The organism is Helicobacter burdigaliensis (assembly GCF_003670295.1).
Classification (GTDB): Bacteria; Campylobacterota; Campylobacteria; order Campylobacterales; family Helicobacteraceae; genus Helicobacter_D; species Helicobacter_D burdigaliensis.
The window spans coordinates 1-11926 of record NZ_QXJG01000032.1 but is presented as its reverse complement, the minus strand read 5'-3'; the positions used below and the strand labels follow the sequence as shown (position 1 = coordinate 11926).

Genomic DNA, 11926 nt, shown 5'->3' with positions numbered 1-11926 from the left:
TTGTAGTTTATTAGTTTTAAGAGTTTTATTCATAAAAAGTCACAAGAAGTTATTTGGCTTCTTTTGGTTTTGTTATTTCTTTAGCTTTCCAAAGACTATGACGCTGTGCTATATAATTAGCATCTACTTTTCCGCTAAACATACTTTTTAAAAGAGGGCGATTTTCTTTAAAAGCAAAAGCTAAAAGATGAAAAATAATCAAAAAAATAATTAAAAACATTCCAAAATTATGCAATTGCGCTACCCAAAATATAGTTTCTTTGCTTAGGTTGAATCCAGCTAGATTTTTGTAGGTTTTAATAAGTCCTGTGATAATGAGTAAAAGCAAAGTTGCACTGATTGCAAAATAAGCAAGTCTTTGTTCGGGTAAATATTTTTCGCTCGGGGGTTCTTTTGTTTTAAAGATCATGGCTTTAATCACTAAAATACTCTTTTTAAAATCACCTTTTTTAGGGAAAATATCAAACTCTTTTTTTAGAGAATGGAATAAAATGTGAAAAAACACAAAAAAGCATAAAGCAAAAGCAAATATATAATGTACCACTAAAGAGATAGAATAATCCCCGCTCCACCCCATAAGTGGCAAGGTATCTAGCATATAGCGTTTAGAGATAGGCATTTGCAAGATCCCACTAAAAATAAGCCCAAATGTGCTAAAAGCCACACCCCAATGAATAAGGCGATTTTGAATGCTTTGTCTTTGAATGGTTTTCATTATGAATCCTTTTTGTTTTGTTTGCTTTTAGCTACGGCTATTCCACCTGCGATTAATCCCACAAGTGGAGAGAGCAAAACGCCTTTAATAAGCGCACTATCTTCGCTAACAAAATTTTTCACTTCTAAATTTAGATGTGGCACACCTAATTTTTGTTTGCCTTTTTCTAAGTTGTGTTTTTTACTAAGTGCATTGTCTAGCTCTTCAAAAGGGATAGGCGATACATAAAAGGTTGAAGTGCCGCCATTTTGCTTATCCCCATAGATGAAAGTTCCCTCTTTGCCACTTGCTTCTTTGTATTTTTGTGCCAATTCTTGTGCTTTTTTATAAATCTCCTCTCTTTTGCCAAAAATAATAGCTCTTTTGGGGCAAGAAGTTTCACATACGGGTTTTTTGTTCTCTGCAAGAAGTGAAGCACAAGAATCGCATTTAAACATTGCTCCTCCTCCTGCAAGTTTGGGGGCTATTTTTAGGTAGATTCCTACTCCTGCTTGTCTTTGTGGGATACCCCAAGGACATACATCACGACATTTTGCTCCTCCAAAGCAAAAATGCTCATCAATATCCACTGCTCCATATTTATCTTTAGAGATTACACCAAAGGGGCAAATCTTCTGACAAGTGGGATTATCACAATGCATACAGTGTCTAGGCACATAAACACTTTTTCCCTCTATTTCTAGTTTTTCTACATAGGTAAAGTTATAGGGAGTAAGTCTTGAAATATCCTCTCTATTTTTGGAATAATCCTCATAAATTTTTCTAGGAAAATAGTAAGGGATATTTTCTATGGGGTTTGGGAAGCGTTCTAGATTCTTATTTTGACAGGCTTTGACGCATAAGGGCATATCTAAATCCTTACATCCATCGCATAAGCCAATATCAATAATAGAAGCCATCTGAAAATTCTCTTGCATATCCTGTTTTTTAGAATCAGTATTTGCATTTGCCAAAGAAAGCGCACTTGCAACGCCTACAACTTTGAAAAAATTGCGTCTTGTTAAAGTGGGTTTCATAATATACCTTGTATTTAGATTATATTTTATGCAAGTATAGGGAGATTTGAGGTAGAATAGAGTGATAAAGTTACATAAGGAAGTGAATTTGCTAGAAAAAATGCAAGATTTAATGCGTTTATGGGAAGTATCTGAGGAGGATAAAGAGATTTATTTAAATTGTGTGCAAGTGAAAAATTTTCCAAAGGGTCAAAAAATTTTTAGTAATGAAAATGAATGTCGTGGATTGGTTTTGATTGAATATGGCGCACTTAGGGCTTATATTATTTCTCCTAATGGCAAAGAAATCAATCTTTTTGTTTTAAAAGAGGGGGATTATTGTATACTTTCTGCTTCTTGTATGTTAAAAAATATTAGCTTTGATGTGAATTTAGAGTTTGTGGAAACTTCTAATGTATTTATTCTGCCAAGCAAAGCCTTTAATGAAATTAGCAATAAATACAAAAAAGCAAAGCAATTTCACTTAGATTTGCTTTCCTCACGCCTTAGTAATGTTGTAGATTCGCTTAGTTCTCTTGCTTTTATGTCGCTAAGCGATAGGGTGATGGCATTTTTACTAAAATCTATTCAAGATAAAAATAAAAATTCACTTTATATCACACATGAAGAAATTGCAAATTCTTTAGGGAGTGCTAGAGAAGCAATTTCAAGAGTGCTAAAAGATTTGCAAAAGCAAGGTAAAATTTCTCAATCACGAGGCATTATAGAGATACTAGAAACTAAAAGTGTGTAAAAACTAAATATTTATAGCATAAAAACTCTATTTTAGAGCTTTTAAGAAGAGAGTTTTTGAGCATTTACTCATAATGTAGTATAGTTAAAGAATATTTAACCAAATAAATATTTAGTTTGCAAGGAAGTAATAATGGTTTTAAGCACTAAAAGAGCCTTTACAATGCTAGAGCTTATTTTTATTCTTGTGATTTTGGGGATATTGGCGGCTATTGCTCTTCCAAAGATTTCTGCAAGTCGTAATGATGCAAGACTTGTTGCACTAAAAAGTGATGTTGTGATGTTAAAAACTGCACTTGCTTCTTATTTTCTTTCACAAGGAAAAGGAGATTTTGAGAGCGCCATAGATTTAAGTGCTACAAATTGGGAGATAACTCCTTTTAAAATCACTAGCAAGCTTACAGATAAAGAGGGGAGGGCTTGTATTGAAGCGGTTTTGCTAAGTGAAAAAGAAGATAAAATTGCTCTAAATGATACGGAAATTAATTTTTTAAAAATTAGCACACAAGCTCAAGGGCTAGAAAACGGAGATACTTGCGAAAAATTAAATTTTACTCTTAATTTAAATGCAAATACACCGCAAATCATTCCACTTTTGAGTAGTTCTATTGCGTTTTAAAAAGAGGGCTTTTAGTCTTTTTGAAGTCTTGATTACTCTTATATTGCTTGGCATTTTAAGCACACTCGCTTTGCCAAAGTTTTATGCTTTTAGGGAGGGGGCTTGCACTAAAAAGCTTCAATTACAAATCTTTGAAGTGAAGTTAAAAATCGCAGGCAAAAGAGAACAAAATAATGGAGAAATTGAAAAAGTAGATTTTAGTGATGTTTTTGAAAATCTTGATTTTAAGCAAAGTTCTTGTTATTTTAAGAAGCAAAAGAACGCAATTTTAGGAGTGAATGGAGATAAAAAGGTATCTTTTGTGATAAAAAATGGAATTTTAGAATGCCAAAATACAAAAAGTTCTAGGTTGCATAATGGCGAATCTTATTGTGATATTTTTTAGTTTAGTTATTTAGGCGATAAATAAAATTTTACATTAAGCCAAAAGGGAAGCCGTATAGATAGCAGCGCTCTCACTTCTTAAAATATTGCAATTTGTAGCACTAAAAATTTGCCTAGTTTTTAAAAGTTCTCTTTCTTTTTTGCTAAAACCCCCTTCACTTCCGATAAGAATGGGGAGTGAGATATTTTGTTTTAATGTCTCACCGCCAAAATCTAGCACACCAAAATCATTGTATTTTTCGCATATTTCTTGTAAATTTTTAAAAATTTCAATTTCTAATTTTATAAATCTTCCACATTGAATAGAGGAGTTTTCTAAGATTCTATTGAGGCGTTCTAAATCTATTTTAAAATTTTTTTGGGAATATTCTGCATAAAAAAAGCTAATTTTTTTAACATTTAATTCATTGAGAAAAGGCAATGTTTTTTCAATATTTTTAGGATCAATGATAGCCCAAATAAGATGTGTTTTAGGAGGATTTTTGGGTTGTGTGAGTGTAGAATCTATTAACATTAGCGTTGCACTTTTTTTGCTAATTTCTGTAATTGTGTAGGTATGAAGATAAAAGTCTTCTAGATTACGCACTAAAAGCTTTGAAGTTTGCTTGGTGCGTCGTGCTTTAAAAAGATGTGTATAAAGCTCTCCTTCAATTTTTAAAAGAGAAGTGCCTGCATTTTTGTGGATAATAAATTGCATTTAAAAGAGCCTCCATAAAAATAAGATTCCAAATAAACAAAAATCTAGGAGATATTTTCCTCTAGCAAAGGAGAAAAATTTTTCTCTTGTTTTTAAGTCTGCTCCTTGTCTTAGAATGCGTTTTTGTTTGATGTGGCGTAAGATTTCCAAAAAGAAAGCAAACCCCCAAAACAAAAGCATTAAAAGCACAAAAATACTAAAACTAAAGCCAAGCATCGCCCATGTTACAAGTCCGCTAAAAATGCTTCCAGCAAGTAAAGAATAATAAGCAGGAGCAACAAAAGCTAGCACATGTAGTCTTTTGGTGTGTGAGGTATAGACAAATAAAGCAATTAGATTGATAAGGGGGGGCAAAAGAAGAGGCAAACTAAGAAAAAAATGTGATTGAATAATAAGATGAATGGTATGCATTTTATCCCTTTAAATTTTGGGATTTTAGCAGAATATTTCTTTAAAATTTATGTATAATGTATATTTTGGAGAAGTTTTATGAAAAAAATAATTATGTTACTTTGTTTTTTGTATTGCAGTATAAAAGAATTTTAAAATGTAGGTTTATATAAAGCAGGTAAATCCATCTTAGCCCTCAAAATGAGGGTCAAGACTAATAAGCCTTGACTGTAAATATACAAAGTAGTATAATTACAACTAAGATGAATTTGATTGGTATCATCTTATATCCTTAATGGGTATAAATTTTCAACCAAGCAGGTCTTCTTCACCTGCTTAAAGTGAAGACCAACTGAAATTATTCCACACTTCTTAAAAAACTTAAATATTTTTAATATTAATCCTTTTCATTTTTTCAAACAATACACTCATGCTTTATACAAAAAGTAATTTTTCATAAAAATGCCTCTCCTTCTCCTTACTCCTATGGGCACAAAAAGCAATCTCCTATTTTAATTTTGCAGAGGAGCATACAAGCGTAGCGTTATCCACACTTGCAAAAGCCCCTCTTTGTAAGGAAAAACAGCCTGCTGTCCTTTTCAATCCCCTAAAGGCTCACGCCACTGCGTGGAGGGGGAGGGCTTCGCCTTTTCTGTTTCTAGCTTTCATGTAAGCATTGCACTTTGTGCAACTCTTTTTCTACACTTTAGCACCACGAAGCAGGGCGAGATATTTTAGGTTTAAAAGGTTTATGTAAAGCTAAAATTATATTTAGTTTTTAGATTCTAGTAAGTGGATTGCTTCGTCGTTTCACTCCTCGCAATGACAGGTGGGGCTATAAGACTTTACATAAAAAGTATTTTGAGAGTGGCTGTTCCATAGGATTAGTTGCAAAACAACGAATAGGTAAGCTTTTACTCATAAAAGCAAGGGCACCCACCGCCACGACAAAATTGCTTTTTATATAAAGTGTAGATTTGTTGCTTAAAAGAATAAAAAGAAATAATTTAGATTCTTTGGCAAATTTTTTGGATTGCCACGCAAGTAGCGAGTACTGCTCATAATGACAGGGGGGAGAGGCATAAACCTTGTAAAGATAGGTGGAGCAATAAAACTTTATATAAAAGTATAAGGTTACTATTTAAAGATAGTTTAGATTTGTTTTTAATCACAAAAAGTATAAATAGACTATATGAGGGTTCTTTCTCCTATTTAGAGCCCTCTTGTAGTTTATTAGTTTTAAGAGTTTTATTGTCCCTCCTTTAGAAGAGAGTAATTATTTTATTTTTAAAAAATCAAAAATACTTCTAATTTCTTTTGGAGCATACAATAAATTTTACTTAACATAAGGTATAATACACATAAATTGATTTTAAGGAAATTCCATGCAATATGTAGATGATGATTTCAAAGGCAAAAGGATATTAATCACTGGAGGGGCTGGGTTTATAGGTTCAAATCTTGCGATGTATTTTCAAAAATATCACCCAAAAGCTGAAGTCATCGTGTTTGATTGTTTTAGAAGTGAAGAAACCTTTAGCAATGGGAATCTAAAATCTCTAGGACATTTTAAGAATCTTTTAGATTTTAGGGGTGAGGTGATTGCGGGGAATATCAATAACAAAAAAGATTTAGAGCTTTTAGAAAAATTTGATTTTGATTATATCTTCCATGAGGCAGCGATTTCCGATACTACCGTGATGGATCAAGAGAGTGTTTTAAGAAGTAATGTAAATGCTTTTAAATCTCTTTTAAATCTCGCTTTTAAACATAAAGCACAGATGATTTATGCTTCAAGTGCAGGAGTATATGGAAATACACCTGCACCAAATAGTATCGGAAATGGTGAGATTCCTGAAAATGTGTATGGGTTTTCTAAGCTTATGATGGATAATCTTGCATTAAAGTTTGCAAAAGAACATAAAATTATTGGATTAAGATATTTTAATGTCTATGGTGAAAATGAATGCCATAAGGGCAAAACCGCTTCTATGATTTTACAGCTAGGATTGCAAGCTTTACAAAACAAAAAAGTGTGTCTTTTTAAAATGGGCGAACAAAAAAGGGATTTTGTCTATATTCAAGATGTAATTCAAGCAAACATCAAAGCCACACAAGCGCATAAAAGTGGGATTTATAATGTAGGAAGCGGAGTGGCTAGAAGCTATAATGATATAGTAAATGCACTTAAAATGGAGCTTGGGGAATTTGAAGTAGAATATTTTGAAAATCCTTATAAGTTTTTCCAAAACCACACTGAAGCAAATATTACACTTACAAAGAAGTTTTTAGATTATGAGCCTAGATTTTCTTTAGAGATTGGGATTAAAAACTATCTTAGCCAGATAAAGCAACTCCATTCTCAAGGTTTTAGCATTTGAAGCCAAATATTTTAGTAATTGGGGATTTGATATTAGATCATTATATTTGGGGGGAATGTAAAAGAATCTCTCCTGAAGCACCGGTGCAAGTTATAGAAACAAAAGAAGAAAATTTAAATCTTGGTGGTGCTTGTAATGTCGCAAATAACTTAGTAGCCTTAGAATCTAATGTATGGATTTGTGGAGTAGTTGGAGAAGATGAGGCAGGAGAGAAGCTAAAAGAGAAACTACAAAGCCTAGAGGTGAATATAGAGGGCGTTTATGTAAGTAAAGATCGCCCAACGACACAAAAATCAAGAGTGATAGCCTCAAATCAGCAAGTTTTACGCATTGATAAGGAAGAAAAAAAGCCTCTTAGCAAAGAGGGAGAAGAATTTATTTTAGAGTTTGCTTCTAGGCTTTTAAAGACAAAAAGTATAGATTGTATCGTGCTTTCAGACTATCAAAAAGGGGTTTTAGGAGCTAATCTTACACAAAGGCTTATTAGTTTAGCTAAAAATGCAAATTTAAAAATCTTAATCGATCCTAAAGGGGAAGATTATAGTAAATATAAAGGTGCAACTCTTCTAACCCCTAATAAAAAGGAGGCTAAGGAGGCCACTAAAATAGAGATTGTTGATGAGGAAAGTTTGCTAGAAGCCTCACAAAAATTAAAAAAAATGTGCGATTTGGAGTATTCACTCATTACTTTAAGTGAAGATGGGATTAGCATTTTAAAAGAGGAATTGCATAAGATTCCTACGATTGCTAAAGAAGTCTTTGATGTTACGGGCGCTGGAGATACCGTAATAGCTGCACTTAGCTATATGTTGGCTTTAAAAGAAGATATTTTAGAAAGTGTCTATTTTGCAAATGCAGCTGCTGCTGTGGTGGTAAGCAAAATAGGCTCTGTTACTGCTACAAAAGAGGAGATTTATCATTATTTACAAAGAAATAATCTTTTAAATTCTAAATTTGCTAGTAAGAGATTTTTAGAAATTTTTAATACCAAAAGCAATGTATTTTTTTCTACTTTGGAAAATCTACCTAAAATTAGGAATTATCAAGATAAATTAATCAGTGATTCAAATTTAGAATATTTTTTGAATGCTTTAGGCGAGTTTCAAAAGAGTAAAAAAGTTATTTTTACGAATGGTTGTTTTGATATTTTGCATTTTGGACATATTGATTATTTAAACAAAGCAAGAAAGCTTGGGGATTTGCTTATTGTGGGACTAAATAGTGATGATTCAATTTCGCGCCTAAAAGGGAGTGAACGCCCTATAAATCCACAAGAAGATAGAATTGCACTTTTAAGTGCGTTAGAATGCGTGGATTTTGTGATAGTCTTTAGCGAAGATACACCAAAAGAACTCATAGCAAAAATCAAGCCTGATATTTTGGTAAAAGGTGCTGATTATGAAGACAAAGAGGTGGTTGGAAGTGAATTTGCTAAAGAAGTGTGCTTAATAGAGTTCAAAGAGGGAAGAAGCACAACAAATTTAATCAATAAAATAAAAACAATAAAATAATTTTATAAAAAGGAATAATAATGGAATTAAAAATTAATGATAATGCACCAGATTTTACTTTGCCTAATCAAGATAATGCAGAAATTTCGCTTAAAAACTTTAGAGGTGCTTGGGTGGTTGTGTATTTTTACCCAAAAGATAAAACACCTGGTTGCACGCAAGAAGCATGTGATTTTCGCGATAATTTAGAAGAGTTTGCAAAGCTTGGAGTGAGTGTTTTAGGCATTAGCCCTGATAGTCCTAAAACCCATCAAAGCTTTATAGAAAAAGAAAATTTGAATTTCACACTTTTAAGCGATAAGGATAAAGTTGCGCTTAAAGCTTATGGGGCTTTTGGGCTTAAAAAGCTTTATGGCAAGGAGTATGAGGGGGTTATTCGCTCTACTTTTTTAATTAATCCAAGTGGTAAGATTGCATTTATTTGGAAGAATGTAAAGGTAAAAGGCCATATACAAGCCATAAAAGAGAAGCTAGAGGAGCTACAGCTTACCAAGTTAGCACTTCTTTTTTGATTTTATTTAGGCTATCAATCGCATCTTTTAGGCGAGAAACTTCATTATCAATTTGCTGTAAATTCCACGCACCAAGATGTTCTGGAGCATCTTGTGAGCCTCTTTTAATCATTATATAATCCACAAATGAGATTTTTGCCATATTTAAAAGTAGCTGGATTTCAGCTTGTGCATTTTCTATCTCTCTTAAAATCATATCGATTCGCTCAAACATAACTGCTCCTTATTTTTTGTATATTGTAGCATTTTTAGCTTAGGATATGTTTGTCTAGAAAATGGAAGGTGATGATAAAATTTGAAAAATTTAAAGAAATTTAAAAAAGATATTTATAAATTTATAAACTAAATATAAATTTTTATGTTAAAATGGGGCTTTAAGATTTAAGGAGGTAAAAAGTGAAAAAACTATGTTTTACTTTGATTTTTGTGGGATTATTTTTATCCAATGCTTATGGAGAGGCTAATTCACCCACTAAACAAAATAATTTAGGTGTGATTATCTATAAGGCAGATGTGAGTGCAAGTGCTGAAAGAGATCATATTTATTCTTTGTTGTCTTTAGCGATTGTTTATGAGAATTGGCAAGTAAAGAGCAAAAATAAAAGAGGGCATAATATTGGTTCAGTGATTGTAGATAATCATACAAATAAGCCAGTGTTTTGGGCTAGAAATTCTGTGGATATTACGCATAATGGCACACAGCATGGAGAGGTTAGACTGGCTACAAATCTTTTAAATTGTCAAGGTTTTGATAAATATCTTAAAAATTATACGCTATATACAACCTTAGAACCTTGTATTATGTGTACTGGAATGCTTTCTATGGTGCAGATTCCTAAAGTAGTTTATGTGCAAAAAGATGTGGATTATGGCAATACTCAAGAGATGATAAAATCTGCTAAATATCCAAGATCTTATGAAGTTTATTCGGTAGATAATGTCTATAAACAAAGTCTTGAAAAGGGATTTGAAAAGTATAAAAGTAGCGTTGCTCCTTCTGTTACAGCTTATCTTTTGACAGATGAGGCAAAAAAGATTTATGAAAATGCTACAAAAGAATTACAAAATTACCAAGTTAAATTTAAAGAAAATCAAGAAATCTTAGAATATGCACAAGATTTTTTAAAAAATAAAGTGAAAACTAAAAATAATCAAGATGTCTTGGAATGCCCTAAATTATAATTATTAGGTTATATTTGGTTAGATAAGCTAACCTCTTATAGCCTTAATGAATATTTCTTCTAAAATTGCAAGATTTTTATAGATATAAAGCAATTTAACGCCCACTTTTATTTTATTGTTGTTTGATTTTTCTTTTTTGGATAAAATTTGCTTTATGGATAAAGTAATGATAGATTTTATTAAAAAAAATCATCTCCTTTCTTTGAGTATGGTTGAATCTAGTGCTGAAGTGTATTGCATAAGTGCGTATTATGCCTTTTGTGAAGAGAATCTAAGCCTTGTGTTTAAGAGTGATAGTAGCACGAAGCATATCGCACTTTTAGAACAAAATCAAAATGCAGGTGTAATCATCGCAAAAGATTCTAAAAATCTCTTAGATATTGAAGGTTTGCAAATCAAAGCTTTATTCCAAGAAGCCTCTAAGATTGAAAAAAAGGCTTATTATTCTAAGTTTCCTTTTGCTAGAGCGGTTAGCGGAAATGTGTATGCGCTTCAAATTTTGTGGGCAAAATATACAAACAACAAGTTTGTATCTAAAAATAAAATGATCTTTATAAAAGACAGATAAATTTTTAAGGAAAATCAATGAAAAAAGTTTTATTATTAATGAGTGGTGGTGTGGATTCTAGTTATTGTGCTTATCTTTTGCAAAAGCAAGGATATAGTGTGCATGGAGTGTATTTAAAGCTTCATGATAAAGAAGAAAAACATAATTATTATATTAAAAATATAGAGCAATGTGCAAAGCATTTAAATATCCCTTATGAGATTGTAGATGAGAGGGAGCTTTTTAAAAATGCTGTGTATGATTATTTTGTAGAATCGTATAAAAATGGCTTAACGCCAAACCCATGTGCTATGTGTAATCCTTATGTGAAGTTTGGCATTGCTTTTAAATTAGCAGATAAACTGGGTGCAGAATTTGTAGCAACAGGGCATTATGCACAAGTAAAGAATGGCAAAATAGCACAAGGTGCAGATAGTAACAAAGATCAAAGCTATTTTTTATTTGGGGTAAAAGAAGAGTGGGTAAAACGCATAATTTTTCCACTAGGGGATAAAATCAAACAAGAAATAAAGCCCATAGCATTAAAAGAACTCCCATGGCTTGGTAGCTTAGAAACTTACAAAGATTCTCAAGAAATTTGTTTTGTGGAAAATAGTTATTTAGATGTGCTAAAAAAGCATTATCCGATAGAAAAAGAGGGAAAAGTGCTAAATAAAGAGGGCAAGGTTATAGGAAAGCATAAAGGCTATATGCAATACACCATAGGTAAAAGAAAGGGATTTAGTGTTAGTGGTGCGTTAAGTCCGCATTATGTTGTGAAGATTAATCCTGAAGAGAATACCATTATTGTAGGGGATAAAGAGGACTTAGCAGTGCTAAATGTGTGGGCTAAAAACTTTTCTTTACCAGAAAGTTATGAGGGAAAAGAGCTTGAATGTGAAGTGAAAATTCGCTATAAAAGCCATAAAACAAAGGCTCTTGTCAAGCTAGAGGGTGAAAATCTATATGCCACTCTTAAAGAGCCAGCTTATGGGGTGGCATTAGGACAAGCATTAGTAATCTATGAAGGGGATAAAGTTTTGGGTGGTGGATTTATCACAAAAAGTTTTTAGGGGATTAATGAGGGCCAACCTAAGCTAAAGCGTATAAAATAAGCCTATTGCCATATGCGGAACTCCGCTTGGCATTTAAAAATAAATTTATAAATCATAATTAATTTTCAAGCAATGTTAAAGAATAAAAGGTAGAATTCTATTTGGTTTTAAGCAGTATTTTTATT

At 32.2% G+C, this 11926-nt stretch carries 14 protein-coding genes; 9 read left to right on the top strand and 5 right to left on the bottom strand.

Going from position 1 to position 11926, the window contains the following annotated elements:
- Positions 1-49: 49 nt before the first annotated feature.
- Both EBF09_RS08605 and EBF09_RS08600 read right to left on the bottom strand, forming a co-directional pair.
- Positions 50-715 (bottom strand): cytochrome b/b6 domain-containing protein, encoded by a 666-nt coding sequence (locus EBF09_RS08605; RefSeq protein ID WP_121764695.1) that lies wholly within the window; start codon positions 713-715, stop codon positions 50-52.
- Positions 715-1731 carry a 4Fe-4S dicluster domain-containing protein gene (locus tag EBF09_RS08600; protein ID WP_121764694.1) on the bottom strand — a complete coding sequence of 339 codons (1017 nt, stop codon included), beginning with the start codon at positions 1729-1731 and terminating at the stop codon, positions 715-717. Before EBF09_RS08600 ends, EBF09_RS08605 begins: the two co-directional genes overlap by 1 nt.
- A 61-nt stretch (positions 1732-1792) precedes the next feature.
- Here EBF09_RS08600 and EBF09_RS08595 point away from each other — a divergent pair, with 61 nt between their 5' ends.
- The 3 genes from EBF09_RS08595 (at position 1793) to EBF09_RS08585 (ending at position 3467) form a co-directional block, all read left to right on the top strand.
- Complete coding sequence (locus tag EBF09_RS08595; RefSeq protein ID WP_232817712.1) at positions 1793-2464, top strand: Crp/Fnr family transcriptional regulator; 672 nt, start codon at positions 1793-1795, stop codon at positions 2462-2464.
- 132 nt (positions 2465-2596) lie between these two features.
- Positions 2597-3082, top strand: a complete 486-nt coding sequence (locus EBF09_RS08590) for a type II secretion system protein (RefSeq protein ID WP_121764693.1) — start codon at positions 2597-2599, stop codon at positions 3080-3082.
- Positions 3072-3467 carry a prepilin-type N-terminal cleavage/methylation domain-containing protein gene (locus tag EBF09_RS08585; RefSeq protein ID WP_121764692.1) on the top strand — a complete coding sequence of 132 codons (396 nt, stop codon included), beginning with the start codon at positions 3072-3074 and terminating at the stop codon, positions 3465-3467. The genes EBF09_RS08590 and EBF09_RS08585 overlap by 11 nt, the downstream gene beginning before the upstream one ends.
- Positions 3468-3500: 33 nt before the next feature.
- Here the strand turns inward: EBF09_RS08585 and EBF09_RS08580 are convergent, their stop codons facing one another.
- Together EBF09_RS08580 and EBF09_RS08575 are read right to left on the bottom strand one after the other, a co-directional pair.
- Positions 3501-4163 (bottom strand): 16S rRNA (uracil(1498)-N(3))-methyltransferase, encoded by a 663-nt coding sequence (locus EBF09_RS08580; RefSeq protein ID WP_121764691.1) that lies wholly within the window; start codon positions 4161-4163, stop codon positions 3501-3503.
- Positions 4164-4574, bottom strand: coding sequence for a hypothetical protein (locus tag EBF09_RS08575; RefSeq protein WP_121764690.1), 411 nt, complete (start codon positions 4572-4574; stop codon positions 4164-4166).
- Positions 4575-5938: 1364 nt separating this feature from the next.
- Here EBF09_RS08575 and rfaD point away from each other — a divergent pair.
- The 3 genes from rfaD to bcp are packed head-to-tail and all read left to right on the top strand — an operon-like array spanning position 5939 to position 8957.
- The gene (rfaD, locus tag EBF09_RS08570) at positions 5939-6934 is read left to right on the top strand and encodes an ADP-glyceromanno-heptose 6-epimerase (protein ID WP_121764689.1); all 996 of its coding nucleotides are present in this window, start codon (positions 5939-5941) and stop codon (positions 6932-6934) included.
- The gene (gene rfaE1, locus EBF09_RS08565; protein ID WP_121764688.1) at positions 6931-8445 is read left to right on the top strand and encodes a D-glycero-beta-D-manno-heptose-7-phosphate kinase; all 1515 of its coding nucleotides are present in this window, start codon (positions 6931-6933) and stop codon (positions 8443-8445) included. Before rfaD ends, rfaE1 begins: the two co-directional genes overlap by 4 nt.
- Positions 8446-8465: 20 nt before the next feature.
- Entirely contained in the window at positions 8466-8957 is a 492-nt protein-coding gene (gene bcp / locus EBF09_RS08560) for a thioredoxin-dependent thiol peroxidase (RefSeq protein WP_121764687.1), read from the top strand.
- Here bcp and EBF09_RS08555 read toward each other — a convergent pair.
- Entirely contained in the window at positions 8932-9171 is a 240-nt protein-coding gene (locus EBF09_RS08555) for a DUF2443 domain-containing protein (RefSeq protein WP_111230499.1), read from the bottom strand. The two genes, bcp and EBF09_RS08555, sit on opposite strands and share 26 nt — an antisense overlap.
- 182 nt (positions 9172-9353) lie before the next feature.
- Between EBF09_RS08555 and EBF09_RS08550 the strand changes: the two genes are divergently transcribed.
- The 3 genes from EBF09_RS08550 (at position 9354) to mnmA (ending at position 11759) form a co-directional block, all read left to right on the top strand.
- A complete protein-coding gene (locus EBF09_RS08550; RefSeq protein ID WP_121764686.1) occupies positions 9354-10139 on the top strand; it encodes a nucleoside deaminase in 786 nt (261 codons plus the stop codon).
- A gap of 166 nt (positions 10140-10305) precedes the next feature.
- Entirely contained in the window at positions 10306-10707 is a 402-nt protein-coding gene (locus tag EBF09_RS08545; RefSeq protein WP_232817711.1) for a hypothetical protein, read from the top strand.
- Between the two features lie 17 nt (positions 10708-10724).
- Entirely contained in the window at positions 10725-11759 is a 1035-nt protein-coding gene (gene mnmA, locus EBF09_RS08540; RefSeq protein ID WP_121764685.1) for a tRNA 2-thiouridine(34) synthase MnmA, read from the top strand.
- Positions 11760-11926: the final 167 nt, after the last annotated feature.